The organism is Streptomyces cinnamoneus (assembly GCF_002939475.1).
Classification (GTDB): Bacteria; Actinomycetota; Actinomycetes; order Streptomycetales; family Streptomycetaceae; genus Streptomyces; species Streptomyces cinnamoneus_A.
Genome location: NZ_PKFQ01000001.1, coordinates 2,780,050 through 2,805,453 on the forward strand (window position 1 = coordinate 2,780,050; position 25,404 = coordinate 2,805,453).

Consider the following 25,404-nt stretch of genomic DNA (forward strand, 5'->3'; position numbering starts at 1 on the left):
TGTCCTCCGGGCGGGAGCGGTACGTGAGGTGCGGCCCGGCAGGTCCGGCCCGTGATGCCCCGGGGCGGGGAGGTCAGCTCTTCTCGAAGCGGAAGCCCACGCCGCGCACGGTGGCGATGTACCGGGGGTTGGCGGCGTCGTCGCCGAGCTTCTTGCGCAGCCAGGAGATGTGCATGTCGAGGGTCTTGGTGGAGGACCACCAGGTGGTGTCCCAGACCTCGCGCATCAGCTGGTCGCGGGTGACGACCCGGCCCGCGTCGCGCACCAGCACGCGCAGCAGGTCGAACTCCTTCGCGGTGAGCTGGAGTTCCTCCTCGCCCATCCAGGCGCGGTGCGACTCGACGTCGATGCGGACGCCGTGGGTGGCGGGCGGCTGGTGGTGGGTCTCGGCGGCGCCGCGCCGCAGCAGGGCCCGTACCCGGGCGAGCAGTTCGGCCAGCCGGAAGGGCTTGGTGACGTAGTCGTCGGCGCCGGCGTCCAGGCCGACGACCGTGTCCACCTCGTCGGCGCGAGCCGTGAGCACCAGCACGGGGAAGCCGTGGCCCTCGGTGCGCAGCCGGCGGCAGACCTCCAGACCGTCCATGCCGGGCAGCCCGAGGTCGAGGACGAGCAGGTCCACCCCTCCCTGCAGGCCGGCGTCCAACGCCGTGGGACCGTCTTCGCGCACTTCCACCTCGTACCCTTCGCGGCGCAGCGCGCGTGCGAGCGGCTCCGAGATGGAAGCGTCATCCTCGGCGAGCAGTACTCGGGTCATGGAGAGATGGTAGTCCGCTCGGGCGCACGTCAGAGGTGTAGTGAGGGCTACCTACGGCAACACTTCACCGAAAGTGCTATCACCTACGAATATGTGTGGACGGTTCCCGTCCGGCCTGTGATCCATCTCTCAACACCTTCCATACCCGGGCGGGGTGTGACGTATGGTGACGGGACGTCTGTAGCACTACCGAGGGGCCTTCGGCATCTGAAGACGCCGAGGGTCTCTGTTGTGCGCGGGGCTGGTACCCCAGCCCCGACTCACAGTGATCGACCTGTCGGCCGGGTCCGCCGCGCGAAGATGCGCGGGGGCGTGGATCCCGGTTACGGCCGTCCTGCCGGTTCCCCTTCCGGGGAGCCGAACCCCTCCGGGCGTGGGGGCGGGCGGCGCGGTAGCCGGTGCCGGCCAACCCCCCACCGGGCGCGCACCCGCTCCACCGCGCGTCCCGAACACCCCCTAGGAATGACCATGGCGTCCAGCCTGACGAAGGACGCGGCCGAGCGGGAGAAGACCTCTCCGGCCGTCGGCGGCAAGACCTTCTTCGGCCACCCCCGCGGCCTGGCCCCCCTCTTCATGACGGAGATGTGGGAGCGCTTCAGCTACTACGGCATGCGCGCCCTCCTTGTCATCTACCTGATCGCCGGTGGCCCCGACGCGAAGCCGGGCAGCCAGGGCGGCGGTCTCGGTATGTCCGAGGCCAACGCGGTGGCCATCTACTCCGTCTACGTGGCGATGGTCTACCTGCTCGCCATGCCCGGCGGCTGGTTCGGCGACCGCGTCTGGGGGCCGCGTAAGACGGTCGCCATCGCGGGCGGCGTCATCATGGCCGGCCACCTCTGCCTCGCCCTGCCGGGCCAGGCCGCGTTCTTCGCCGGCCTCGCGCTCGTCGCGATCGGCTCCGGCCTGCTGAAGTCCAACATCTCCACGATGGTCGGCCACCTCTACGACGGCCCGAAGGACCCGCGCCGCGACGGTGGCTTCACGATCTTCTACATGGGCGTCAACACCGGCGCCTTCGCCGCCCCGCTGGTCATCGGTACGGTCGGCCAGGAGGTCAACTGGCACCTGGGCTTCGCGCTTGCCGCGATGGGCATGGGCATCGGCCTGGCGTGCTTCCTGTTCGGCAGCCGTCACCTGTCGCCGGTCAGCAGCACCGTCCCCTCGCCGCTGCCGAAGGACGAGCGCAACGTGTTGCTGCGCAAGGCGGCGATCTGGCTCGGCGTCGCGGCGGTCTTCTACGGCGTCGTGGGCGGCACCGGGCACTTCACCCTGAACTGGGCGGTCATCCCGATCACCATCCTGGGCCTGATCATCCCGATCACCGTCCTGTTCCGCATCAAGCGGGACAAGGAGCTCTCGGACACCGAGCAGACCAAGGTCAGCGGCTACATCTGGTTCTTCGTCGCCGCCGCCGTGTTCTGGATGATCTTCGACCAGGCGGGCTCGACCATGTCGACCTTCGCCGAGAAGAAGACCACGGACAACGTCTTCGGCCTGCACTTCCCGTCCTCGTGGTTCCAGTCGGTCAACCCCCTGTGGGTCATGGCCCTGGCCCCGGTCTTCGCCTCCGTGTGGCTGGCGCTGGCCCGCCGCCGGAAGGAGCCGACCACCACGGTCAAGTTCTCGCTGGCCATGATCGCCATCGGTGTCTCCTTCGTCGTCTTCGCCTCCGCCATGGGCCTGGCCTCGGACGGCGCGAAGGTCAGCCCGGCCTGGCTGCTGGGCATCTACATGGTCCAGACGATGGGTGAGCTGTGCCTCTCCCCGGTGGGCCTGTCGCTGACCACGAAGATGGCGCCGCAGAAGTACGCCAGCCAGATGCTCGGCGTCTGGTTCCTGGCCGTGACCGCCGGTGACTGCGTCACCGGTCTGCTCTCGACGGCCGGCGTGGACCTCAACGGCGTGGGCGTGATCCTCGGCGAGGCGGCCATCGCGGTGGCCGCGGGCACCGCGATCTGGGTGTCCCGCAAGAAGGTCGAGGGCCTGATGGGCGACGTCCACTGACGTCGCTCCCCACCTCACGACGGTGCCCCCGGTGCTCCCGCGCCGGGGGCACCGTCGTTCTCCGGGGGCACCGTGCCGGGCCGGAACCACGGCAGGCCCGGGCCGGCCTCCTCCGTCGTGGCCGTCCCGGCCGGAGCGGCCGGCCGCGGACGGACCCGGTCCACCACGGCCATCCCGGCGCGGAAGACCGCGAGCGGCACCACCACGCACAGCAGCACCCAGAAGACGGTCACGCCCCAGGGGCGGCTCACGTCCCACGGCTGCTCGACGAGCACCTCGTCGCCGTATCCGAGCGAGACCAGGTAGTCCCCGTACGCCCCGGCCGCCAGCTCGACGTCCAGCGAGACGCGCTCCTTGCCCCCGGCGGCGACCGTGCCGCGCCACCGGTGCTCCTCCCAGGAGGGCGCCAGGACGCCGCGTGAGGTGCCCAGCCGGAAGACCGGGTCCCTCGCCGGGACCGGGCCGAGATTGGCGACGGTGACCACGAGCCGGCGCCGGGGCGGCGCCCCGAACCACGTCAGCAGCCCACTGGAGCCCTCCAGGCGGGCCTCCAGGGCGCTGAGCCGCTCACCGTCCCGCTGGGGCGGAAGGGGAGCCTCCGGATGGCCCTGGACGCCGAGAGGGGCGTCGGCGGCCGCCGGCTCGCCCGTGACGGTCGCCACGTGCACGACGCACGGGCAGGGCTTGGGCGGCGCGGCGACCGGGACCGTGGTGGCGAAGGTGCCGTCCGCGGTGGTGGTGACGGTGCGGCCGTCGGCGTTGGCGCACGCGTTGGTGCCGCCGATCATGTTCTGACCGCAGACGAGGAGCGTCAGCAGGGCCCGGGGCCGCCAGCCCTCGCCCGTGACCCTGGCGGTGCCGCCCTTGGGCGCCGCGGCGGGGGCGACGGTGGCGACGGGCGCCGCCCGGGCCGCGGGGGCCGCCGCGGCCGGGCTCGCGGGCGCGGTCAGGGTGAGCAGGGCCGCGGCCGTGAGGGCCGCCGGCCACCTCCGCCCGGCGGCCCTCACGACCGTGCCCGGCGGCGTCGCAGGAGCCGGACCGCCAGCGCCGCGACGGCGAGGCCGCCCGCCCCGGCGAGGACCGGCGGCAGCCAGGGCAGCGGGGCGTAGGTGGCGGACGCCGCGGCGCGGGTGCCGTCGGGGGCCGTGGCCGTGACGCCGATCCTGACGCGGTCCAGCCGCGGCGCGTCCGGCCACCGCTCCGTGAGCCGTACGCGCGCGCCGGGCGGCAGCTCGGCCGGTGCCGTGCGGGGCGCTGTGCGCAGGACCTCGCCGAAGAGGCCCTCGCCGCGGATGGCCAGCCGCGGCGCCAGCGTCGTGTTGCCCCGGTTGACCAGCGCGTAGTGGATCTCGGTGCCGCGCCCCGCGCCGGTGACCCGCAGGTGTTCCACCGAGAGCGCGGAAAGAGCCGGCCCGCTGACCCGGACCGCCACCGGCACCCGGACCTCGCGGCCCGGCGCGGTGGCCACGACGGCGGCGAGGTGGGCGCCGGGGGGCTGGCCGGCCGGGACGGCCACGGTCAGCGGCACGTCCGCACGCGTGCGGGGCGGCACGCTCACCCGGGGCGCCGCCAGCGAGATCCACGGGCCGGTGGCGCGCAGCTCGACCGTCTGCGGCCGTTCGCCGGGGTTGACGACGGAGAGCCTGTCCTCGGACACCGTGCCCGGCGCGCCCTCCACGTAGAAGGACGCGCGGCCTCCTGCCGCCGGGGCCCCGCCGTCGCCCGCCCGCCGGGCGTCCGCGGTGCCGGCGGCGGGCGCGGCCGTCCAGGGCCCGGTGCCGGCCGCGCGCGCCGGGGCGGGCGGGCCGAGCAGCGCGAGGGCGACGGAGACGGCGGCGAGCGCGGGGGTACGGGCGCGGGCGACGGGGGGCGGACGAAGCGTCATCGGCGGCTCCCGGGGCGTAGGGGCTGCGGGTCAGCCGGCGGTGCGGCGGCGCCGGGTGAGCCAGAGGGTGCCGGCGACTCCGGTGAGGAAGACGGTGCCGCCGAGGGTGCCGAGGGCCAGAGCGGAGTCGCTGGGGCCGGTCTGGGGCAGCTGGCCGCCGCCAGTGGAGCCGCCCGTGGCGGCGGTGCCGGCCGTCCCCGCGGACGCCCCGCCGGTGGAGCCGCCGCTCGTGCCGGCCGTGGAGCCCCCCGTGGAACCGGCCGTCGAGCCGCCGGTGGTGCCGCTCGTGCTGCCGCCCGTCGTACCGCCCGTCGTGCCGCCCGGTGCCTTGACGTCGAGGGTGAGGGACGGCTTGGGGTTGTTGGACGGCTCGCAGGTGGTCGTCGTGCCCAGCGCCATGATGGTGAGCGTGGAGGCGGTGAAGGTCACCTGCCCGCTCTTCTTCGGCGTGTACGTGCCCGACAAGTCGCTGATCTTGATGGGGGTGTTGGCGGGGATCGGCTGGTCGTTGGCCGGTCCGGCGACGGCGACGTTGCCGGAGTCCGCGCCGCCGAGCTTGATCACGGCACTCGGCTTCATCGCGCCCTTGCCCAGCTCGACCGGGCTGGAGGAGACGCCCTTCTGGAAGGACATGGTGAGCTTGTAGGCGTTCCCGTCGGCGACGGCCTTGATGTCGATGGGCGACACGGCGCTCTTGTCCCCGATCGGGGTCTTGCACTGGTAGTTGACGTCGACGGTCTCGGCGTGCGCCACGGGGGCGGCCAGTGCGATCGCACCACCGGCGAGCGCCGCCGTGACCGCGAGGGCGCCGCCGCGGCGCACGGGGTGACGTGGTGTGTGGGACACCTGGGGTTCCCCTCTCGTCCGGTGCCGACAGCCGCAGACAACTGACGGCACATCAGATCGGACGCCGAAGGTACGCCCGGGACCGCCACGAGGGAAGACAAAGAACACGCCGCCGTGGCACGGGCCACGCCGGCGGACCACGAACGCGTGAGGGCCGCTAGGACGGGGCGGCCAGCTCCGCCCAGACCGTCTTGCCGGTCTCGCCCTCGCGGCGCTGGACCCCCCAGTCGAGGCACAGCCGCTGGACGATGAACATGCCGTGACCGCCCGGCCGCCCGGCGCGGTGCGGGGTGCGCGGGGCGGGTGTGCCGGCGCCGAGGTCGGAGACCTCCAGCCGCAGCGTCTTGCCCGCCTGGCTCACCCGCAGTTCCTCGGGGCCGTCGGCGTGCAGGCAGGCGTTGGTGACCAGCTCGGAGACGACCAGCAGGACGTCCTCGGCGGCCGCCCTGTGGTCGGCGGTGGCGGCCGGCAGCCAGCCCCAGTCCCGCAGGGCCTGCCGGGTGAAGTCGCGGGAGAGCGGCACGGCGCCGCTGACCCCGACGAGACGCAGCCGACGGGCCTGCCCGCCCCCGGCCGGCGGCAGGCCGGCCGAGGCGCCGCCCTCCACCTCCGGACCGGGGCCGTCCGGCGGGGGGCACGCCCGGGTGGTGCTCATCAGCGCTTCACCTCACCGATTCACCGGTTCGAACACGAACAATTTCAACGGATTCAGCTGACTCCTGCCCGGCGAAACCGTGAGAACACCCACGAACTCGACAGGGTGCCTGTGACACAGGCAACGGAGACCCTACGGCGGCTCAGTCGGCGAGGGCCGAATCGAGCGTGTCGTGCACGGTGAAGACGGCTCCGGCCCCCGTGATCTCGAAGACCCGGGCGACGACGGGCGTCATGGCGGCGAGGTGGATCGCACCGCCCGCCGCCTCGGCCTTGAGCCGGGCACCGAGCAGCACGTTCAGCCCCGTGGAGTCGCAGAAGTCGAGCCCGGAGCAGTCCACGACCACCCGGGCGTCCCCTTCGCGGACGCAGCCCTCGAGGGGCTCGCGCAGCAACTCCGCCGTATGGTGATCCAGCTCACCCGTCGGTGACACGACCGAGCTCACTCCATGGCGTCGGACCTCCACTTGCAGCCGGCCCCTGCTGGCGTTGCCGACCATCTCGCGATCCATCCGCTCCCCTTCGTGCCTTCGTGGTGTGCCCGCGCGGCAGGCAAAACCCTACGCCTTCTTCACGCTTCTCCGGAAGCCAAACTTCCGCCATATACGGACAGAGTGGGGCATACATCACTTGCCAGCGGATGGTAAAGACCGGTAGGGCTAGAGGGACACATCCACCACCGACGGCTTTGGAGGCGCCGCAAACCGCAGCAAAAGGGTCACGGCATCGGCAGCCATACGCCGAGAATGATGGAGGAGACCATGTCACCCCGGCTCGACGAAAAGCATTCCCCGATCTCTCCGCACGAATCGGAGGCCCGGGAAACGGCCTCGTCGGCGATCCCGCCCGAGCACGACGCACCCGGCCTCGCCGGGCTCCCGGAGATCCCCCCGTACGACGAGGTGGGACCGGTCGACGCGCGTGCGCTGTCCAAGACACTCTTCGCCCGCCTCTCCTCGCTTGAGGAGGGCACCCATGAATACGCGTACGTCCGCAACACCCTCGTCGAACTGAACCTCGCCCTGGTCAAGTTCGCCGCCTCCCGGTTCCGCACCCGCAGCGAGCCGATGGAAGACATCATCCAGGTGGGCACCATCGGCCTGATCAAGGCCATCGACCGCTTCGAGCTCAGCCGCGGCGTCGAGTTCCCCACCTTCGCGATGCCGACGATCATCGGCGAGATCAAGCGCTTCTTCCGCGACACCAGCTGGTCGGTGCGGGTCCCCCGCCGCCTCCAGGAGCTCCGCCTCGACCTGGCCAAGGCCGGTGACGAGCTGGCCCAGCGGCTCGACCGCTCCCCCACCGTCGCCGAACTGGCCCAGCGCCTCGGCATCACGGAGGAAGAGGTCGTCGAGGGCATGGCCGCGAGCAACGCCTACACGGCCAGCTCGCTGGACGCCCAGGCCGAGGAGGACGACACCGAGGGCTCGCTCTCCGACCGCATCGGCTACGAGGACCACGGTCTTGAGGGCATCGAGTACGTGGAGTCCCTCAAGCCGCTGATCGCCGAACTCCCCTCGCGGGACCGCCGGATACTCTCCCTGCGGTTCGTGGCGAACATGACCCAGTCGGAGATCGGTGAGGAGCTGGGCATCTCCCAGATGCACGTCTCCCGTCTGCTGTCCCGCACGCTGGTGCGCCTGCGCAGAGGTCTGCTGACCGAGGAGTGACACCGGACGGCCCAGGCGGGCCGGCCACACTGTGTGCCGCACGGGACGTCCCGTGCGGCACAGTGGCATGCGCGGGCGCGGCACGGCGTGACCGCCCGCGGCGGCCGACGGCCGCGGGCAGCGCCGCCATCACCCCCGCCTCTCCTGGAGTTCGGCGACGTGCCGGTCAGGGCGGCGGGCGACGCGGCCTCGTGAGCCCCGGCCCGGCCTTGAGCGGCCCGCCGCCGTCTCAGCCCTGGTGGCGTACGCCCGCGCGCCAGACCGCGGAGACCAGCGGCACGCCCGGCCGGTAGGCGAGGTGGACGTGGCTCGGGGCGTCCAGCAGGACGAGGTCCGCGCGGGCGCCGGGGGCGAGGCGGCCGATGTCGGTGCGGCGCAGGGCCGCGGCGCCGCCCGCCGTGGCGGACCAGACGGCCTCGTCGGGGGTCATGCCCATGTCCCGCACCGCCAGCGCCACGCAGAACGGCATGGAACTGGTGAAGGACGAGCCCGGGTTGCAGTCCGTGGAGAGGGCGACCGTCACGCCCGCGTCGAGCAGCCTGCGGGCGTCCGGCCACCGGGCGCGGGTGGAGAACTCGGCGCCGGGCAGGAGCGTGGCCACGGTGGTGCCCTGGGCGAGGGCGTCCACGTCGGCGTCGGTGAGGTGGGTGCAGTGGTCCGCGGAGGCCGCGCCCACCTCGACCGCCAGCTGGACGCCGGGGCCGTGGCCCAGCTGGTTGGCGTGGACGCGCGGGATCAGACCGCGCCGCTCGCCCGCTTTCAGGACGGCCCGGGCCTGGTCGCCGTCGAAGGCGCCCTTCTCGCAGAACACGTCGACCCAACGGGCGTGCGGGGCACACGCGTCGAGCATCTCGCCGGTGACGAGGCCGACGTAGCCGGCGGGGTCGTCGGCGAACTCGGGGGCGACCACGTGCGCGCCGAGGTAGGTGACCTCGTCGGTGTGGGCGGCCGCGATGCGCAGGGCCCGGGACTCGTCACGGGTGGTCAGGCCGTAGCCGGACTTGGTCTCCAAGGTGGTGGTGCCCTGGCGCAGGGCCTCGCCGAGGTAGCGCAGGAGGTTGGCCTCCAGCTGCTCGTCCGTCGCCGCGCGGGTCGCCGCCACGGTGGTGCGGATGCCGCCCGCGCTGTAGCTCTGCCCGGACATGCGGGCGTTGAACTCGGCGGTGCGGTCGCCGGCGAAGACGAGGTGGGAGTGGGAGTCGACGAAGCCGGGCAGCGCCGCCCGGCCCGCCGCGTCGACGGCGTTGTCAGTGGCGGGTGCTTTGCTTGACGCACCGATCCAGGCGACGCGGTCGCCGTCGATGACGACGGCCGCGTCCTGGACCAGGCCGAGGGGGCCATCGCCGAGGGAGGGGTCGTTGGTGACGAGACTGCTGATGTTGGTGATCGCCGTGCTCATGCTCTCTCCGGTCCTCGGCGTCAGCCGCGCAGGGCGGCGATGGAGTCGGCCAGGGCCCCGGGCACGTCGGGCACCAGCTGGTGCGCCCCGTCGCGCACGACGTGCCGGCCCGCCACCACCGTGTGGCGGACGTCCTGGCCCGTCGCGGCGAATACGGCCGTCTCGGCGCCCAGCCGGGCCGGCGGTCCCGCGGTTCGGACGGAGTCCAGCGCGACCGTCGTGAAGTCGGCGAGCGCGCCCGCCTCGATGCGGCCCGCCTCCGCCCAGCCGAGCGAGGCGTGGCCGTCGGCGGTGGCGGCGCGCAGCAGGGCGGCCGCCGTCCAGTGGCCCCGGGTGCGGGTGCGCAGGCGCTCGTCGAGCTCCAGCGCGCGTGCCTCTTCGAGCAGGTCGATCACGGCGTGGCTGTCGCTGCCGAGCGAGAGGGGGCTGCCGGCCCGCTGGAGGCGGGCGGCGGGCCCGATGCCGTCGGCGAGGTCCCGTTCCGTGGTGGGGCACATGCAGATCGTCGAGCCGGCGTCGCCGAGCAGGCGGATGTCGTCGTCGGTCAGGTGCGTGGCGTGCACGGCGGAGGTGCGGGGGCCGAGCACGCCGTGGTCGGCGAGGAGCCGGGTGGGGGTGCAGCCGTGCGCGGCCAGGCAGGCGTCGTTCTCGGCGGTCTGCTCGGAGAGGTGGACGTGCAGGGGCGCTTCGCGGTCCTTCGCCCAGTCGGCGACGGTCGCCAGCTGGTCGGCGGGCACGGCGCGCACGGAGTGCACGGCGGCTCCGATCCGGGCGTGGTCCGCCGGGGTCAGCGCGGCGGCGCGCTCGGCCCAGGCGTCGGCGGTGCCGTCGGAGAAGCGCTGCTGGTGGCGGTTGGGGGGCTCGCCGAAGCCGGCGGAGAGGTAGGCGGTGTCGAGGAGGGTGATGCGGATGCCGGCTTCCGCGGCGGCCGCGATCAGGGCCTCGCCCATGGCGTTGGGGTTGGCGTAGGGCGTGCCGCCGGGGGCGTGGTGGAGGTAGTGGAACTCCCCCACGCAGGTGATGCCGGCGAGGGCCATCTCGGCGTAGGTGGCGCGGGCGAGGGCGAAGTAGCTGTCCGGTGTGAGCGCCCCGGCGACGCCGTACATCACGTCGCGCCAGGTCCAGAAGGTGCCGCTGCCTTCCTGGGTGCGGGCCCGCAGGGCGCGGTGGAAGGCGTGGCTGTGGGCGTTGGCCAGGCCCGGCAGGGTGAGCCCGCGCAGGCTCACCGCGCCGGGCGGCGGGGCCGTCACCGCGGTGCGCACCGCGGTGATCCGGCCGTCCGCCACGTCGACGGCCACGCCCGACTCGACGACGGGGTCGAGCCAGGCGTGCTCGGCCCAGTAGGTCGTCACCTGCACGACAGGCCCTCCAGTACGTCGGCGAGTGCGGTCACCCCGGCCAGGCAGTCGTCCTCGGTCGCCGTCTCGGCGGGCGAGTGGGAGACGCCGGTGGGGTTCCGTACGAACAGCATGGCGGTGGGGATCACGCCCGACAAAATCCCCGCGTCGTGTCCGGCGCCCGTGGGCAGGACGGGGACGTCGCCGAGCAGTTTCGCCAGTTCGTCGCGCAGGTCGTGGGCGAACTCCACGACGGGCGTGAAGGACTCCCGGGTGACCTCGACCCGCACGCCGTCGCGGGTGCCGCGCTCGACGGCGGCCTCCTCGACGGCGGCGACGACGGCCGCCAGGGTCTCCTCGTCGGCGGCGCGCGAGTCCAGCCAGCCGCGGACGAGGGAGGCGATGGCGTTGACGCCGTTCGGCTCGACGCCGACCTTCCCGAAGGTGGCCAGGGCGCCGGCGAGGCGGGCCTTCTTGCGGGCCGCCAGCACGGTGTTGGCGTAGGTCAGCATCGGGTCGCGGCGGTCCTCGATGCGGGTGGTGCCGGCGTGGTTGGCCTCGCCGTGGAAGTCGAACCGCCAGCGGCCGTGCGGCCAGATCGCGGAGGCGACGCCCACGGCGTGCGTGGTGTCGGCGAGGGCGCGGCCCTGCTCGACGTGGAGCTCGACGAAGGCGCCGACGCGGGCGAGGCGTTCGGGGTCGGGGCCGATGGTCTCCGGGTCGTGACCGGCCCGTTCCATGGCCTGGGCGAGGGAGATCCCCTCGGCGTCCCGCAGGGCGTGGGCCTTCTCCCGCGTGAGCTGCCCGGCGGCCAGCCGGGAGCCGACGCAGGCGAGGCCGAAGCGTGCGCCCTCCTCGTCGCCGAAGTTGACGATGGCGAGGGGGCGGCCGGGCCGGGCGCCGCGCGCCCGCAGCTCGTCCAGCGCGGCGAAGGACGACACGACGCCCAGGGGGCCGTCGAAGGCCCCGCCGTCGGGCACGGAGTCGAGGTGCGAGCCGGTGACGACGGCGTCCCCGGCCTCCGGGTCGCCGAGCCAGGCCCACTGGTTGCCGTTGCGGTCGAGTTCGTAGGTCAGGCCGCGGTCGACGGCCTGCGCCTTGAACCACTCGCGGCAGTCGGCGTCGGCGCCGGTCCAGGCGAAGCGGCGGTATCCGCCGGTGGCCGCGTTGCGGCCGACGGGCCGGAGGTCGGCCCACATCTCGTGGAAGGACCGGGTCGCGGGCGGTCGTCCCGCCGGGGCGACGGGGGCGCCTCCCCTGCTGTTCGGGGCCGCGTCCGGCGCCGGCCGGCCGCCCTCACCGTGGGCACCCGCTTCGGGTGTGGCCCGGTGGCCGGACCGCACCGACCCGTCCCGCCCCGCGGGACGCTCGCCCACGACGTCGCTCACGCCTGCTCCCGCATCGGGATGCGGACGTCGCGCTCGGCGGCGACCGACTCGGCGATGTCGTAGCCCGCGTCGACGTGGCGGATGACGCCCATGCCCGGGTCGTTCGTCAGGACGCGGCGGATCTTCTCCCCGGCCAGCGCCGTGCCGTCGGCCACCGTGACCTGTCCGGCGTGGATCGAGCGGCCCATGCCGACGCCGCCGCCGTGGTGGAGGGAGACCCACGAGGCGCCCGAGGCGACGTTGACCATCGCGTTGAGCAGCGGCCAGTCCGCGATCGCGTCGGAGCCGTCGAGCATGGCCTCCGTCTCGCGGTAGGGGGAGGCGACGGAGCCGCAGTCGAGGTGGTCGCGGCCGATGACCACGGGGGCGGACAGTTCCCCGCTCGCCACCATGTCGTTGAAGCGCTCGCCCGCGCGGTCGCGCTCGCCGTAGCCCAGCCAGCAGATGCGCGCCGGCAGGCCCTGGAAGTGCACCCGCTCGCCGGCCATCTTGATCCAGCGGGCGAGGGACTCGTTCTCCGGGAAGAGGTCGAGGATCGCGCGGTCGGTGGCCGCGATGTCCTTGGGGTCGCCGGACAGGGCGGCCCAGCGGAAGGGGCCCTTGCCCTCGCAGAAGAGGGGCCGGATGTAGGCGGGTACGAAGCCGGGGAAGGCGAACGCCCGGTCGTAGCCGGCCAGCTGCGCCTCGCCGCGGATGGAGTTGCCGTAGTCGAAGACCTCGGCGCCGGCGTCCTGGAAGCCGACCATGGCCTCGACGTGCTTGGCCATCGACTCGCGCGCCCGCGTCGTGAAGTCGGCGGGGTTCTCGGCCGCGTAGGTGGCCATGTCGTCGAAGGAGACGCCGAGCGGCAGGTAGGCCAGCGGGTCGTGGGCGGAGGTCTGGTCCGTCACGATGTCGATGGGGGCGTTCATGGCGAGGAGCTGCGGGACGAGCTCGGCGGCGTTGCCGAGGACGCCGATGGACAGCGGGCGGCGGGCGTCGCGGGCCTCGACGGCCAGCTGGAGCGCGTGGTCGAGCGAGTCGGCCTTCACGTCCAGGTAGCGGTGCTCGATGCGGCGCTCGATGGCGCGGGGGTCGCAGTCGATGCAGAGGGCGACGCCGTCGTTCATGGTGACGGCGAGCGGCTGGGCGCCGCCCATGCCGCCGAGGCCGGCGGTCAGGGTGATCGTCCCGGCGAGGGTGCCGCCGAACTTCTTCGCCGCCACGGCCGCGAAGGTCTCGTAGGTGCCCTGGAGGATGCCCTGGGTGCCGATGTAGATCCAGGAGCCTGCCGTCATCTGGCCGTACATGGTGAGGCCGAGGGCCTCCAGGCGGCGGAACTCCTCCCAGTTGGCCCAGTCGCCCACGAGGTTGGAGTTGGCGATGAGGACGCGGGGTGCCCACTCGTGGGTCTGCATCACGCCGACGGGGCGGCCGGACTGGACGAGCATGGTCTCGTCCTGCTTGAGCGTCTGGAGCGTGCGGACCATGGCGTCGAAGGAGCGCCAGTCGCGGGCGGCCTTGCCCGTGCCGCCGTAGACGACGAGCTTGTCGGGGTGTTCGGCGACCTCGGGGTCGAGGTTGTTCTGCAGCATCCGCAGCGCGGCTTCCTGCTGCCATCCCCGGGTGCTCAGCTCGGTGCCTCGCGGCGCTCGGACGGGTCGCGCTCCTGACATGGGCCCTGCCTCCCTGGCTCTGAATAGAACACTGCACAGTTTGAGGCGGTGAATAGGGCTAGTCAACAGGCGGTCGTCGGGAAGAGTCGTCCGCCAGGCCCGCGAGGTCCGCGAGCCGGACCGGGTGGCCCAGCGGACGCCGGTCGAGGGCGTCCGCCTCGGCGAGCGGGTGCCCGAGCAGCCCCGCCGCCAGGTCCGCCACGGCGCGCCCGCACATCCGCCCCTGGCACGCGCCGAGCCCGGCGCCGCACGCCAGGCCCAGGGCCCGCGCCCCGTCCGCACCGCGCCCGACGACGGCCTCGCGCAGCTGCCCGTACGTCACCTCCTCGCAGCGGCACACGACCGTGTCCTCGCGGAGCCAGGTCCGCCAGCCGTCGCCCACGGGATACGTCGCGGCGAGCGCCGCCGCGAAACGGCGCCCGGCGCGGGCGCGCGCCTCGGCGGCCATCGTGCGCGCCGGATCGGCGGGCCTGCCGGTCAGGTCCGCGGCGGCCGTGAGTCCCGCGAGCTCCCCCTCCGCGGCGGCCGCCGCCGCGCCCCCGCTTCCCGTCAGGTCGCCGGCCGCGTAGACGCGGCGCACGGAGGTCTGCTGGCGCGGCCCCACCAGGACCCGGCCGTCACGGACCGCGCAGCCGGCCGCGAGGGCCAGTTCCAGCTGGGGCAGGAAGCCGTGGCCCACGCACAGGGCGTCCACCGGCTCCACGACCCGCTCGGTGCCGTCGACGATCCGCCAGCGGGCGTCCACCCGGGCCACGGTGACCGCTTCGAGGCGGTCGCCGCCGTGCGCGGCGACGACCGCGCGGCGGGTGCGGTACGCGATGCCGTGCCGGGTCAGTCCGGTGGTGTGGGCGGCGAGTTCGGCGAGCTTGTCCGGGCCCCCGTCGCGCAGCGCCACGACGGGGGACCGCAGCCAGGAGGCGGGCCGCCCGGCCTCGTAGACGCCCACGACCCGGGCCCCGACGCCCAGCAGCGACGCGGCCACCGGCGGCAGGAACGGGCCCGTGCCCGCGACCACGACCCGGCGCCCCACCGCCGTCCGCTGCCCCTTGGCCAGGGCCCGCGCCGCGCCGGCCGAGACGACCCCCGGCAGGTCCCAGCCGGGGAAGGGGAGCACCCGGTCGTGGGTGCCGGTGCACAGGACCAGACCGTCGGCGGCGAGCGCGCGCACCCCACGGCCGGCCGCGTCCGCCGGCCCCTGCTGGAGGAGCACCAGGTGACCGGCGGGCGGCGGGCCCGGTTCCAGGGACCAGACGGTGGCGTGGGGCAGGTGCTCGACGCGCGGGTGCGCGGTGACGGCGCGCTGGAGCGGGTTCGCGCGGTAGTGCCGTCCCGCCGGCGGTGGCTGGAGGTGGTACTGGCCGCCCGCCCGCGCCGCGCTGTCGACGAGCACGACGCGGACGCCGCCGCGCGCCGCCGCGAGCGCCGCGGCGACTCCCGCGGGGCCGGCGCCCACGACCACCAGGCGCGGGGCGGCGCTCACCGGGGCCCCGGGCCGCCGTCGCCCGCTCCCCCGGCGCCCGTTCTCCCGTCGTCCGTTCTCCCGTCGTCCGCTCCGGGTGGGCGCGCGGGCAGCCGCGCGCCGTCCTGCGTCTCGATCCTGTCCCCTTCGCGCAGTTCCCGCAGACAGGCCCGCACGTCCGGGAGGCCGTTGACGACGACCAGGCAGTCGTGGCAGACGCCGGTGCCGCAGAAGAGGCCACGCGGCCGGCCGCCGCGGCGTGTGGTGCGCCAGGAGGGGCGGTCCGCGGTCAGCAGGAGAGCCGCCACGGTCTGGCCCTGCCGGGCCTGGTGGGGCACGCCGTCGACGTACACGGTCAGGGGCATCCGTCCTCCTCTCCGAGGCCGGGGCGGTCCACCCGGTACGGCCTCGGGTCCAGCAGCGGGGGTTCGCCGGTGAAGAGCTGCGCGAGCAGTTCGCCGGTGGCGGCGGCGAGGCCGGCCCCGGCGCCGGCGTGACCGGTCGCGTGCCACAGGCCGGGCCGGCGCGGGTCCTCGCCGATGACGGGGAGCCGGTCGCGGGTGCAGGCGCACAGGCCGTCGTGGACGCGCAGGACGGGCACGTCCGCCAGGGCGGGGAACAACGCCGTCGCCCCGCGCGCCAGCCCGGCGAGCACCTCGGCGCGCGGCACCCCGCCGCGCGGCACCGGCCCCGTCCGCCCGATCAGGACGGGCCCGGCGGGGGACGGACCGACGGAGACCGGGGCGGGCCCCGCGCCGGACACCTGGTGCCGGACGGTGCCCAGCGGCAGCGGCGCGGTGACCAGCGTGGTGGCCGGCCGGGACGGCACGGGCAACGGGACGCGGGCCTGCCGGGCGAGGGCGGCGGCGCCGGTGCCGCAGGCGTTGACGACGGCCACGCAGGGCACCTGGCCCTGGGCGGTCCGCACGCCCACGACCCAGCCGTCGGCGCCGGTCTCCACGCCGAGCACGCCCACGCCGGAGCGGACCTCGCCGCCGCGCGCCCGGACGGCGGCGAGCAGAGCGGTCGCGGCGAGCACCGGCTGCAGGCGGGCGTCCTCGGGGTAGCGCACGGCCGCCCGGACGGCGGGGGTGAGGCGGGGCTCGTACCCGGCGGCCTCTTCGGGCGTGAGATCCACGGCGGTCACCCCTGCCGCACGCTGGGCGGCGGCGAGGTCCCGCAACGCCGTGGCCTCCGCCTCGCGGGTGGCGACGACGAGACCGCCCTGGGGCGCGAACTCGCACGCGGCGCGGGACCCGATCTCCTCGCGCAGGGCGGCGAGCAGGACCGGCCAGCGGCGCAGCGCGGCGCGGGCCAGGGCGAGCCCGGCGCCGGGCGCCTTGTCGGAGACGAGCAGCCGGCCCTCGCCGCGCGCGGTGGTGGCCCCGGCCAGGGGCCCCCGGTCGAGCACGAGCACGCGCACTCCGCGCCGGCTCAGGGCCTCGGCGCACGCGGCACCGATGATCCCGCCGCCGACCACCACGACGTCGACGCCTTCCCGTAGAACGCGCATGCGCCGCACCGCCGTTCTCAGAGACCGCCGCGAAGCTAGCCCCCGCGCGCGCGGCGGTCAACACCGGCGGCCGGGGCGGTCCGGCCCCGTGGCGCGGACCGCCGCCCGGTGGTGGAGTAGGGGCATGGGCGTCGAGGACCGCGGGGACGCGGCGCGGCGGCGGGACGCCGCCGTGCTCCAAGCCGTGCGGCAGGGGGTCGTGGGGGCGGGGCGGCCCGTCGTGGGGCTGCTGGACGTGCGCGGCGTGCGGGAGGCGGCCCGGGGGCTGCGGGAGGCGTTCGCGCGGGCCGGCCCGGGCGGCGCCCGCGCGCTGCACGCCTTCGCGGTGAAGGCCGCGCCCCTCGTGCCGGTGCTGCGGCTGCTCGCCGGGGAGGGGCTCGGTTGCGAGGTCGCCAGCCCCGGGGAGCTGGCCCTGGCCCGGGCCGCCGGCGTGGCGCCCGGCCGCATCGTGCTGGACTCGCCCGCCAAGACCACCGCCGAGCTGCGCGAGGCCCTCGCGCTCGGCATCGCGGTCAACGCCGACAGCCGGGAGGAGCTGGCCCGCCTGGACGCCCTCGTCGCCGCCGTGCCCGCGCCGCCGGACCTTCCCCTCGGGCTGCGCGTCAACCCGCAGGTGGGCGGCGGCAGCATCGGCGCGTTCAGCACCGCCACCGAGACGTCCAAGTTCGGGGTGGCCCTGCGCGATCCGGGGGCGCGTGACTGGCTCGTGCGCGCGTACGCCGAGCGGCCGTGGCTGACCGCGGTGCACGCCCACGTGGGGTCGCAGGGCTGCCCCCTGGAGCTGATGGCCGAGGGCGTGCGCCGGGTCCACGAGCTGGCCCGGGAGATCGACGCCGCGGCCGGCGGGCGGCGGGTCCGGACCCTCGACATCGGCGGTGGCCTGCCGGTCAACTTCGCCTCGGACGAGGTCACGCCCACGCACGACGCGTACGCGCGCGTGCTCGCCGCCGCGGTGCCGGGGCTGTTCGACGGGGCTTACGGGCTGGTGACCGAGTTCGGCCGTTCCCTGCTCGCCAAGAGCGGGATGATCCTGGCCAGGGTGGAGTACGCCAAGAGCGCCGGGGGCCGCCGCATCGCGGTGACGCACGCCGGTGCCCAGGTGGCGGTGCGCACGGTCTTCACCCCCCACGCGTGGCCCCTGCGCGTGGCGGCGTACGACGCCCGGGGGCGGCCCAAGACGTCGCCCGCCGTCGCGCAGGACGTCGCCGGGCCGTGCTGCTTCGCGGGCGACCTGGTCGCGGTGGACCGGCTGCTGCCCCGCCTCGACGCCGGGGACCACGTCGCGTTGCTGGACACCGGCGCGTACTACTTCTCGAACCACTTCGCGTACAACACACTCCCCCGCCCCGGGGTTTACGGCTATGCCGTCGACGAACAGGACGTGGAAGGGCAGGCCGTGCGCTTTGCGACCGTACGGCCGCCGCAGTCGCTTGCCGAGCTGGTCGCCGAGAGCGGCGCCGCGCACGCCGCGGACCTCAGCGCGCTCCGCTGACCGCCGTTCCGCCGGCCTTCGCGGCACCGCCGCGGCGCCTGGCGCCACCGGGCAGGGCGTCACCGGCGGCCAGCCCGGTCGTCAGGTAGCCGCGGACGGACGGGCCCGCGGGGCTGCCCTTCACCCACTCCGGGCGCACCCACAGCAGCGCCCCTTCGCGGCGCTCCAGTCCGCCCAGCCACAGGGCCTTGGCCCACAGCCCCGCGCCCAGCCCGGCCAGGGCGAGCCCGGCGGCCGCCGGCACCAGGAGGGAGGAGGCGAGCGCGACGGGGAAGGCGGCCAGGAGCCACCAGCGGCGGCCGCGCCGCCAGCTCCGCAGGGTCACGGCGCGGTCCTGGAGGAAGACGGCCCGCCCGGCCCGTGACGCCCCGCGTGCCAGCTCCGCGTAGCGCCGCTGGTGGACCCGGAACGCCAAGGCCCCTCCGACGATGAACAGCGCGGCACCCGCCGACACTCCGATCCGGCGTCCGGTGAGCCCCGGCATCAGAACCCCGATGCCCGCACTCAGCAGGCCCAGCCACCACAGCCAGCGCGCCGGCGCCCGTACGATCACAGCGACCCGAGCCAGCGCATACGCCCCGCGCCCCACGTCAGACCTCCTCGTTCCCGCAACTCGCACGCGGCACGTTAACCAACGAATCTGAGTGCGAGCTGAGAAGCGCCCGGCGCGTCCACGGCACCGGGCCGCCACTGAAGTCATACCCGGGTATCACGGAGGAGTTGGCTCCGCTGTATGACGAGTTCAGCCACCCCGGATTCCTATGGTCATCACATCGATCACGGCGGGACCGGAGGAGGTGGCCGACATGGCGGTGCACGAGCGGGGGCTCAGACGGCGGGCGTGGGTCGCGGGCGTGGCGCTGGCCCTGACCGGGCTGCTGAGCGCCTACGCCTCCGGGCACTCCCACCCGGACCCGCGGGAGACCACCCGGTCCGGCACGCACGCGAGCGGAGGCGCGGCCGGCGGCGACGGCCTCACCGGCCCGCGCTCCGTTCACTCCACGAACAGCCCCCGCGCCATCGCCTTCGCGTCGAACTCCTCAAGCCGCGCCTGAGCGTCCGGCAGCGCGTCGCACATCGCCTCCAGCAGCACCCGCCCCAGCAGCATCGGCGCGCACGCCGTGTCGAAGGCGAGGCCCGTGCCGACGGCGGCGGGCAGCAGCAGGTCGCTGTGGCGGGCGACGGGGGCGAAGGTGGAGTCGGCGACCGTAACGACGGTCAGGCCGGCGCTGCGCGCGTACTCCAGGGCCTCGACCACCTCCCGCGGGTGGCGCGGCAGCGCGAAGCACAGCAGTGCGCTCGCGCCGGCCCGTACGGCGGCGTCGACGCGGTCGACGAGCAGCGTCCCGCCCTCGTCGAGCAGCCGCACGTCGGGGTGGACCTTGCGGGCGAAGTAGCTGAAACCCGCCGCCTGGGCGGCCGCCGCGCGCAGTCCGAGGACGGGCAGCGGCCGGGACCCGGCGAGCAGCCGGCCCGCGCGGGCGACGGGCTCGGGGTCGGCCAGCAGGGAGGCCAGGTGCCGGAGATTGTCGATCTCCGCCTGCACGGCCTGCTGGTACTCGTTGGCCGCGCCCTCGCCCGGCGCCTCGGCGGCGGGGACGACGTCACGCAGGTGGCGGCGCAGCGCGGGGTAGCCGTCGAAGCCGAGGGCCACCGCGAAGCGGGTCACCGAGGGCTGGCTGACGCCGGCCAGCTCGGCGAGTTCCACACTGGACAGGAACGGGGCGTCGGCGGCGCGCCGCACCACGCAGTGGGCGATGCGCCGCTGAGTGGGCGTCAGCCTGTGCCCCTCGAAGAGCTTCTGCAGTCGCGCGGTGGCCTCCGGCTCGCCCCCGGTCTCGCTCATCGGCCCTCCTATAAGTCATTCACCCGGCCCGTACCCTGCATGAAATTATGCAGGGTGCGGGACCCAGGCGGGTCACAGCGGCGGCAGGAGCTTCTTCTGCGGCTTGCCCATGGCGTTGCGCGGCAGGGCGTCCATGAAGCGGATGCGCCGCGGCCGCTTGTGCACCGACAGATGGCCGGCCACGAAGTCGATCAGCGCCTGCTCGCCGACCCCGTCGGCCACCACGTAGGCGACGATCTCCTGCCCGAGGTCCTCGTGGGGCACCCCGACGACGGCCGCCTCGCTGACCGCCGGGTGGTCGAGCAGGGCGTTCTCGACCTCGCCCGCGCCGATGCGGTAGCCGCCGGACTTGATGAGGTCGGTGGAGGCGCGGCCGACGATGCGGTGGGTGCCGTCCGCCTCCACGGCCGCGATGTCGCCCGTGCGGAACCAGCCGTCGGCGGTGTACGCGCCGGCCGTCGCCTCCGGGCGGCCCAGGTAGCCGCTGAACAGCGTGGGCCCGGACACCTCCAGCTCCCCGATGCCGCCCTCCTCGCCGGTCTCGACCACCCGGGTGCGCACGCCCGGCAGCGGCAGGCCCACCGAGCCCTGCCGGCGTTCGCCGTCGGCCCGGGTGGAGAGGGTGATCAGGGTCTCGGTCATGCCGTACCGCTCGACGGGCCGCTGGCCCGTGAGCGCCTCCAGGTCCCGGAAGACCGGCGCGGGCAGCGCCGCGCTGCCGGACACCAGCAGCCGGGCCCCGGCGAGCGCCCGCGCGGCGGACGCGTCGCGCACCACCCGCGACCACACGGTCGGCACCCCGAAGTAGAGGCTGCCGCCCGCGGCCGCGTACGCCTCGGGGGTCGGGCGGCCGGTGTGCACCAGGCGGCAGCCGGTGCGCAGCGCGCCCAGCACGCCCAGGACGAGCCCGTGGACGTGGAAGAGCGGCAGCCCGTGCACCAGGGTGTCCTCGGCGGTCCACCGCCAGGCCTCGGCGAGCCCGTCGAGGCCCGCCGCGACGGCGCCGCGCGGGATCAGCGCACCCTTGGGCGCCCCCGTGGTGCCGGAGGTGTAGAGCACGAACGCGGTCGTCCCCGGGTCCGGCTCGGGACCGGACCAGGAAGCCCGCTCCCGTATGTCCACGGGCACCTCCTCGCCGAGCAGCAGCTCGGCGCCGGAGTCGCGCAGGATGTGCTCGCGTTCGGCGGGCCCGGCGTCCGGCGGCAGGGGCACCACGGGCACACCGGCGAGCAGCCCGCCGACGACGGCGACGACCGTCTCCGGCGTCGCCTCGGCCCGCACCGCCACCGAGGAGGCCCCGGCCACCCGGGTCGCCACCGCGGCGGCGGCGCCGAGGAGTTCCTCGCGGCTGAGGGCCCGTCCGGCGACGGTCAGCGCGTCCGGCCGGTCGCCGGCGTCCGGGGCGGTCAGGGCTGACAGCAGGGGCACGGTCACGCTCGTTCCTTCGCTCGTTCCTCGGTTCGCTTCTGCGTCGGCGCGGCGCACGGGCGCGGCCTTCGTCGTCGTCTGCGGCCCGGCAGCCGCGTGTGCGTCGCTCACAGGTCTGCTCCTTTCCACGGGGCCGCCCCCAAGGGGGGCACCCCCTCTGCGGATACGGGTGCTGGCCCCAGCGACGTGGGGCCCCTGTGACCGTATCGTCGCTGCCATGATGGCCCGCGATCCCGAGCTGAAGAAGGACCTCGACGCGACCTTGCAGACGCGCAAGGAGCTGGGGCCCGAGTACGAGTCGGAGCTGCTCGACTCCTTCCTGGAGAAGGTCGAGTACCGCCTGGACGAGAAGGTGGCCGCCACGGCGGACCGCCAGGTGCGCCGGCATCTCGCCGAGCGTCAGATGAGCGTGGCGCGGGGCGGGCGGTCCCCCGCCGGCGCCCCGTCGGGCTCCGGGCCCTTCGCCGAGCGCTTCGGCTTCGCCGCGGTCTCCCTGGTGCTGGCGATCCCGCTCTCCGCCATCGGCGCCGTCAACGCGGGCCTGGCGGGGCTGCTGGTCACCTGGACCGGCATCGTGGGCGTCAACGTCGCCCAGGCGGCCGGCGGCGTCCCCTGGGCGCGCCGGAGCCGCAAGGGGGAGCGCGACGCGGAGGAGAGCTGACGGGGACCGCTGGACCCTGACCGGGACGGCCGGGAAGTGACGGGCTGGGGGGGTGCCGGCCGGGGACTGGTGGGTGCCGGGCCGAGGCCGGCCGGCTTCCCCCAGGGCGGGCGCTCCACCGAGCCCTTCCGGCAGGATCCGCGCGCCGTGGGCCGGCTCCTCGGGCCGGCGCTCCGCGGGGACCGCCGCACCCCGGCACGAAGCCGGGGCCGGGACGGCGGCGGCCCCCACGCCGGGCGCACCGGCATCCGCACGGAGCGGAAGCCGGCACCGCGCCCGGACGGCCGGGTTCCGGGAGCCGCTCCGGAAATTCCGCACCGCCGCGCAGGCCGCACCGGCCGGGAGCGAACCCCCGCACCGGCACACCCCCACTATGACGAGCCCGTGTTAAGCGCACGCTGCGCGCATGTGACACCCGCGTACGTTCCGCGGGCCGGGCGGTGGACGCCCGTTCCACGGGCCCGACGGCGGGCGCCGGCACGCGGTGCCCGCCCCGTCACGCCCTACTTCGCGGCGCTCGTGTCCGCCGCGAGGAACGCCAGCAGGTCCTGACGGCTCACCACACCGGTCGGCTTGCCGTCGACCAGCACGATCGCCGCGTCCGCGTCGCCCAGCACCGCCATCAGGTCGGCCACCGGCTCGCCCGAGCCGACCTGCGGCAGCGGCAGGCTCATGTGCTTCTCCAGCGGGTCGTCCAGCGAGGCGCGCTGCGCGAACAGCGCGTCCAGCAGGTCCCGTTCGACGACCGAGCCGATGACCTCGGCGGCCATCACATCGGGGTGCCCCGCGCCCGGCTTGACGATGGGCATCTGCGAGACGCCGTACTCACGGAGCACCTCGATGGCCTGACCGACCGTCTCCTCGGGGTGCATGTGCACCAGCGAGGGCAGGTCGCCGTCCTTGCGCCGCAGCACGTCGCCCACGCGCGCGGCGTCGCCGGCCTCCTCCAGGAAGCCGTAGTCCGCCATCCACTCGTCGTTGAAGATCTTGCTCAGGTAGCCGCGGCCGCTGTCCGGCAGCAGCACGACGACCACGTCGTCCGGACCGAGCCGCTCCGCCACGCGCAGGGCACTGACGACCGCCATGCCGCAGGAGCCGCCCACGAGCAGGCCCTCCTCCTTGGCGAGGCGGCGGGTCATCTGGAAGGCGTCCTTGTCCGAGACCGCCACGATCTCGTCCGGCACCGAGCCGTCGTAGGCGGTCGGCCAGAAGTCCTCACCGACGCCCTCGATCAGGTACGGGCGGCCGGAGCCGCCGCTGTAGACCGAACCCTCGGGGTCCGAGCCGATGACCTGGACGCGGCCCTCGCTGACCTCCTTGAGGTAGCGGCCCGTACCGCTGATCGTGCCGCCCGTGCCCACGCCCGCCACGAAGTGCGTGATCTTCCCCTCGGTCTGCTCCCACAGCTCGGGGCCGGTCGAGTGGTAGTGCGACAGCGGGTTGTTGGGGTTGCTGTACTGGTCCGGCTTCCAGGCGTTCGGCGTCTCGCGCACCAGCCGGTCGGAGACGTTGTAGTAGGAGTCCGGGTGCTCCGGGTCCACCGCGGTCGGGCAGACGACGACCTCGGCACCGTACGCCCGCAGTACGTTGATCTTGTCCTGGGAGACCTTGTCCGGGCAGACGAAGATGCACTTGTAGCCCTTCTGTTGGGCCACGATCGCCAGACCCACGCCCGTGTTGCCGGACGTCGGCTCCACGATCGTGCCGCCGGGCTTGAGCTCCCCCGACTTCTCCGCCGCCTCCACCATGCGCAGGGCGATGCGGTCCTTCACGGACCCGCCGGGGTTGAAGTACTCGACCTTGGCGAGGACGGTGGCCTGAACGCCTTCGGTCACACTGTTGAGCTTCACCAGCGGGGTGTTGCCAACGAGCTCAATCATCGAATCGTGATACTGCACGGTGATCTCCGCGGTCGGGGGCACTAGCGGTCGTCGCGTGCCCATACCGCCAGCCTAGAACGCGTCCGACCGCACCAATGGCGCGTTGCGAAGGCGGGCGCTCGGGGCAACCTGCTCATAGCGCGCCGTGGCAAGGGCGCGCGGGCTTCGTGAAGCTTTCATGAAGCGTTTGTAAAACGGGTTCCCGGCGCGGAGGAGGCCGTCCGATGTCGATGTCGAGGGCGAGGGTCGCACGGCGGATCGCCGCAGCGGCGGCGTACGGCGGCGGCGGGGCCGGCCTGCTGGGCGGAGCGGCGCTCGGGGTGCTGCTCACCGAGGTGGCGCTGGCCAGGCGGGTCGTCGGCGGGGCCGGCGGCACCCCGCCGCACGCCGACGGGCGCTACGGCTCGGCGTTCGTGCACAGCCTGGGCGCCGAGCCGCTGGTGCTGGGCGTGCTCGGCGACTCCACGGCCGCCGGGCAGGGCGTGCACCGGCCGCGGCAGACGCCCGGGGCCCTGCTCGCGACGGGGCTCGCCGCGGTCGCCGAGCGGCCGGTGGTGCTGCACAACGTGGCGCTGTCCGGCGCGCAGTCGTACGACCTGGAGCGGCAGGTCACCCAGGTCCTGTCCGATCCCGAGCGGGCGCCCGACGTGTGCGTGATCATGATCGGCGCGAACGACGTCACGCACCGGGTGCCGTACGCGCGCTCGGTGCGGCTGCTGTCCGAGGCCGTGCGCAGACTGCGGGACGCCGGGTGCGAGGTCGTGGTGGGCACGTGCCCGGACCTGGGCACGATCGAGCCGGTGTACCAGCCGCTGCGCTGGCTGGCGCGGCGGCTGAGCCGGCAGCTGGCCGCCGCGCAGACGATAGGGGTGCTGGAGGCGGGCGGGCGGACGGTCTCGCTGGGCGACCTGCTGGGCCCGGAGTTCGCGGAGAACCCGCGGGAGCTGTTCGGGCCGGACAACTACCACCCGTCGGCCGAGGGCTACGCGACCGCGGCGATGGCCGTGCTGCCGACGCTGTGCGCGGCGCTGGGGCTGTGGCCGGAGGACGAGGAGCGGCCCGACGCGACGCGGCGGGAGGGCATCCTGCCGGTGGCCCGGGCGGCGGCGGAGGCGGCGTCCGAGGGCGGCACGGAGGTCACGCCCGCGGGGCGGGGGCGGCGCTGGGCGCTGCTCAAGCGCCGGCGGCGGCAGCGGCTGCCGGTGGCGGAGGGGGCGGAGACCGGGGGCGGGCCGGGATCCGGGGCCGGATCGGCGCCCGGGACCGGGGCCGCGTCGGGATCCGCGACCGGGCAGGCGTGGGACGCCGCGCATACCGACGCCGGGCCGTGAGGGGGCCGACGGGCCCTTCTGGGGGCTGGATTGTTCACGGCCCCCGCCCCGCGGGGCCCGCCCGGACAGTCGCCGCAGACAACTCCTTCACGCCCCCTGCCAGGCACCGTCCCACCCCGCCCGTCCCGCCTGTTCCGTGACCGCGGCCGCCCGCCCATAGTGGAAAGAGGCCCGTTTCACAGGTGGGAAGCCGTGACCACCG

The 25,404-nt window shown here is 74.9% G+C and carries 23 protein-coding genes; 6 read left to right on the forward strand and 17 right to left on the reverse strand.

Going from position 1 to position 25,404, the window contains the following annotated elements; translation table 11 throughout:
• Positions 1-73 precede the first annotated feature (73 nt).
• Positions 74-754, reverse strand: a complete 681-nt coding sequence (locus CYQ11_RS11900; protein ID WP_099199653.1) for a response regulator transcription factor — start codon at positions 752-754, stop codon at positions 74-76.
• 468 nt (positions 755-1,222) lie between these two features.
• On the opposite strand from CYQ11_RS11900, the gene CYQ11_RS11905 reads away from it, so the two are divergent.
• Complete coding sequence (locus CYQ11_RS11905) at positions 1,223-2,758, forward strand: peptide MFS transporter (protein WP_099199652.1); 1,536 nt, start codon at positions 1,223-1,225, stop codon at positions 2,756-2,758.
• A 14-nt stretch (positions 2,759-2,772) separates the two neighbouring features.
• Here the strand turns inward: CYQ11_RS11905 and CYQ11_RS11910 are convergent, their stop codons facing one another.
• The 5 genes from CYQ11_RS11910 to CYQ11_RS11930 all read right to left on the reverse strand — a co-directional run bounded on the left by CYQ11_RS11910 (position 2,773) and on the right by CYQ11_RS11930 (position 6,655).
• A complete protein-coding gene (locus CYQ11_RS11910; protein ID WP_181143641.1) occupies positions 2,773-3,765 on the reverse strand; it encodes a hypothetical protein in 993 nt (330 codons plus the stop codon).
• Positions 3,762-4,643: a COG1470 family protein gene (locus CYQ11_RS11915; protein ID WP_099199651.1), complete on the reverse strand. Its 882-nt coding sequence runs from the start codon at positions 4,641-4,643 to the stop codon at positions 3,762-3,764. Before CYQ11_RS11915 ends, CYQ11_RS11910 begins: the two co-directional genes overlap by 4 nt.
• 30 nt (positions 4,644-4,673) lie before the next feature.
• On the reverse strand, positions 4,674-5,489 hold the full coding sequence (locus CYQ11_RS11920) for an LPXTG cell wall anchor domain-containing protein (RefSeq protein ID WP_099199650.1): 816 nt from the start codon (positions 5,487-5,489) through the stop codon (positions 4,674-4,676).
• Positions 5,490-5,646: 157 nt separating this feature from the next.
• Positions 5,647-6,144 (reverse strand): ATP-binding protein, encoded by a 498-nt coding sequence (locus tag CYQ11_RS11925; RefSeq protein WP_099199649.1) that lies wholly within the window; start codon positions 6,142-6,144, stop codon positions 5,647-5,649.
• A gap of 142 nt (positions 6,145-6,286) precedes the next feature.
• Positions 6,287-6,655, reverse strand: a complete 369-nt coding sequence (locus CYQ11_RS11930) for an STAS domain-containing protein (protein ID WP_099199648.1) — start codon at positions 6,653-6,655, stop codon at positions 6,287-6,289.
• Positions 6,656-6,904: 249 nt separating this feature from the next.
• On the opposite strand from CYQ11_RS11930, the gene CYQ11_RS11935 reads away from it, so the two are divergent.
• Positions 6,905-7,813 carry an RNA polymerase sigma factor SigF gene (locus CYQ11_RS11935; protein ID WP_398781146.1) on the forward strand — a complete coding sequence of 303 codons (909 nt, stop codon included), beginning with the start codon at positions 6,905-6,907 and terminating at the stop codon, positions 7,811-7,813.
• 229 nt (positions 7,814-8,042) lie between these two features.
• On the opposite strand, the gene hutI is transcribed toward CYQ11_RS11935, so the two are convergent.
• From hutI to CYQ11_RS11970, 7 genes are all read right to left on the reverse strand, one after another.
• Positions 8,043-9,212: an imidazolonepropionase gene (gene hutI / locus CYQ11_RS11940; RefSeq protein WP_099199646.1), complete on the reverse strand. Its 1,170-nt coding sequence runs from the start codon at positions 9,210-9,212 to the stop codon at positions 8,043-8,045.
• Positions 9,213-9,232: 20 nt separating this feature from the next.
• A complete protein-coding gene (locus CYQ11_RS11945; RefSeq protein ID WP_099199645.1) occupies positions 9,233-10,570 on the reverse strand; it encodes a formimidoylglutamate deiminase in 1,338 nt (445 codons plus the stop codon).
• Positions 10,561-11,748 carry an allantoate amidohydrolase gene (locus CYQ11_RS11950; RefSeq protein WP_099199736.1) on the reverse strand — a complete coding sequence of 396 codons (1,188 nt, stop codon included), beginning with the start codon at positions 11,746-11,748 and terminating at the stop codon, positions 10,561-10,563. Before CYQ11_RS11950 ends, CYQ11_RS11945 begins: the two co-directional genes overlap by 10 nt.
• 185 nt (positions 11,749-11,933) lie before the next feature.
• On the reverse strand, positions 11,934-13,592 hold the full coding sequence (gene hutU / locus CYQ11_RS11955) for a urocanate hydratase (protein ID WP_099199644.1): 1,659 nt from the start codon (positions 13,590-13,592) through the stop codon (positions 11,934-11,936).
• A 58-nt stretch (positions 13,593-13,650) separates the two neighbouring features.
• Positions 13,651-15,072, reverse strand: a complete 1,422-nt coding sequence (locus tag CYQ11_RS11960) for an NAD(P)/FAD-dependent oxidoreductase (RefSeq protein ID WP_099199643.1) — start codon at positions 15,070-15,072, stop codon at positions 13,651-13,653.
• Positions 15,069-15,416, reverse strand: a complete 348-nt coding sequence (locus tag CYQ11_RS11965; protein WP_099199642.1) for a (2Fe-2S)-binding protein — start codon at positions 15,414-15,416, stop codon at positions 15,069-15,071. The genes CYQ11_RS11960 and CYQ11_RS11965 overlap by 4 nt, the downstream gene beginning before the upstream one ends.
• Complete coding sequence (locus tag CYQ11_RS11970) at positions 15,407-16,564, reverse strand: NAD(P)/FAD-dependent oxidoreductase (RefSeq protein WP_099199641.1); 1,158 nt, start codon at positions 16,562-16,564, stop codon at positions 15,407-15,409. The genes CYQ11_RS11965 and CYQ11_RS11970 overlap by 10 nt, the downstream gene beginning before the upstream one ends.
• Positions 16,565-16,688: 124 nt before the next feature.
• Here CYQ11_RS11970 and CYQ11_RS11975 point away from each other — a divergent pair, with 124 nt between their 5' ends.
• A complete protein-coding gene (locus tag CYQ11_RS11975) occupies positions 16,689-18,056 on the forward strand; it encodes a type III PLP-dependent enzyme domain-containing protein (RefSeq protein ID WP_099199640.1) in 1,368 nt (455 codons plus the stop codon).
• On the opposite strand, the gene CYQ11_RS11980 is transcribed toward CYQ11_RS11975, so the two are convergent.
• Positions 18,040-18,645: a hypothetical protein gene (locus CYQ11_RS11980; protein ID WP_099199639.1), complete on the reverse strand. Its 606-nt coding sequence runs from the start codon at positions 18,643-18,645 to the stop codon at positions 18,040-18,042. The genes CYQ11_RS11975 and CYQ11_RS11980 overlap by 17 nt on opposite strands.
• A 172-nt stretch (positions 18,646-18,817) precedes the next feature.
• Here CYQ11_RS11980 and CYQ11_RS11985 point away from each other — a divergent pair, with 172 nt between their 5' ends.
• Entirely contained in the window at positions 18,818-19,111 is a 294-nt protein-coding gene (locus CYQ11_RS11985; RefSeq protein ID WP_099199638.1) for a hypothetical protein, read from the forward strand.
• Here CYQ11_RS11985 and CYQ11_RS11990 read toward each other — a convergent pair.
• The gene (locus CYQ11_RS11990) at positions 19,051-19,902 is read right to left on the reverse strand and encodes a MurR/RpiR family transcriptional regulator (protein WP_099199637.1); all 852 of its coding nucleotides are present in this window, start codon (positions 19,900-19,902) and stop codon (positions 19,051-19,053) included. The genes CYQ11_RS11985 and CYQ11_RS11990 overlap by 61 nt on opposite strands.
• A 72-nt stretch (positions 19,903-19,974) precedes the next feature.
• Positions 19,975-21,336: an acyl-CoA synthetase gene (locus CYQ11_RS11995; protein ID WP_181143840.1), complete on the reverse strand. Its 1,362-nt coding sequence runs from the start codon at positions 21,334-21,336 to the stop codon at positions 19,975-19,977.
• Between the two features lie 211 nt (positions 21,337-21,547).
• On the opposite strand from CYQ11_RS11995, the gene CYQ11_RS12000 reads away from it, so the two are divergent.
• Positions 21,548-21,991, forward strand: coding sequence for a hypothetical protein (locus CYQ11_RS12000; protein WP_099199636.1), 444 nt, complete (start codon positions 21,548-21,550; stop codon positions 21,989-21,991).
• 503 nt (positions 21,992-22,494) lie between these two features.
• Here CYQ11_RS12000 and CYQ11_RS12005 read toward each other — a convergent pair.
• Entirely contained in the window at positions 22,495-23,889 is a 1,395-nt protein-coding gene (locus tag CYQ11_RS12005) for a cystathionine beta-synthase (protein ID WP_099199734.1), read from the reverse strand.
• Between the two features lie 206 nt (positions 23,890-24,095).
• On the opposite strand from CYQ11_RS12005, the gene CYQ11_RS12010 reads away from it, so the two are divergent.
• Complete coding sequence (locus CYQ11_RS12010) at positions 24,096-25,202, forward strand: SGNH/GDSL hydrolase family protein (protein ID WP_181143642.1); 1,107 nt, start codon at positions 24,096-24,098, stop codon at positions 25,200-25,202.
• The last annotated feature ends 202 nt before the right edge of the window (positions 25,203-25,404 follow it).

Coding starts and splice junctions, on each gene's coding strand:
- CYQ11_RS11900 (WP_099199653.1), bottom strand. CDS start 754: ATGACCCGAGTACTGCTCGCCGAGGATGACGCTTCCATCTCGGAGCCG.
- CYQ11_RS11905 (WP_099199652.1), top strand. CDS start 1,223: ATGGCGTCCAGCCTGACGAAGGACGCGGCCGAGCGGGAGAAGACCTCT.
- CYQ11_RS11915 (WP_099199651.1), bottom strand. CDS start 4,643: ATGACGCTTCGTCCGCCCCCCGTCGCCCGCGCCCGTACCCCCGCGCTC.
- CYQ11_RS11925 (WP_099199649.1), bottom strand. CDS start 6,144: ATGAGCACCACCCGGGCGTGCCCCCCGCCGGACGGCCCCGGTCCGGAG.
- CYQ11_RS11930 (WP_099199648.1), bottom strand. CDS start 6,655: ATGGATCGCGAGATGGTCGGCAACGCCAGCAGGGGCCGGCTGCAAGTG.
- CYQ11_RS11935 (WP_398781146.1), top strand. CDS start 6,905: ATGTCACCCCGGCTCGACGAAAAGCATTCCCCGATCTCTCCGCACGAA.
- hutI (WP_099199646.1), bottom strand. CDS start 9,212: ATGAGCACGGCGATCACCAACATCAGCAGTCTCGTCACCAACGACCCC.
- CYQ11_RS11950 (WP_099199736.1), bottom strand. CDS start 11,748: ATGTGGGCCGACCTCCGGCCCGTCGGCCGCAACGCGGCCACCGGCGGA.
- hutU (WP_099199644.1), bottom strand. CDS start 13,592: ATGTCAGGAGCGCGACCCGTCCGAGCGCCGCGAGGCACCGAGCTGAGC.
- CYQ11_RS11965 (WP_099199642.1), bottom strand. CDS start 15,416: ATGCCCCTGACCGTGTACGTCGACGGCGTGCCCCACCAGGCCCGGCAG.
- CYQ11_RS11970 (WP_099199641.1), bottom strand. CDS start 16,564: ATGCGCGTTCTACGGGAAGGCGTCGACGTCGTGGTGGTCGGCGGCGGG.
- CYQ11_RS11975 (WP_099199640.1), top strand. CDS start 16,689: ATGGGCGTCGAGGACCGCGGGGACGCGGCGCGGCGGCGGGACGCCGCC.
- CYQ11_RS11985 (WP_099199638.1), top strand. CDS start 18,818: ATGGTCATCACATCGATCACGGCGGGACCGGAGGAGGTGGCCGACATG.
- CYQ11_RS11990 (WP_099199637.1), bottom strand. CDS start 19,902: ATGAGCGAGACCGGGGGCGAGCCGGAGGCCACCGCGCGACTGCAGAAG.
- CYQ11_RS12000 (WP_099199636.1), top strand. CDS start 21,548: ATGATGGCCCGCGATCCCGAGCTGAAGAAGGACCTCGACGCGACCTTG.
- CYQ11_RS12010 (WP_181143642.1), top strand. CDS start 24,096: ATGTCGATGTCGAGGGCGAGGGTCGCACGGCGGATCGCCGCAGCGGCG.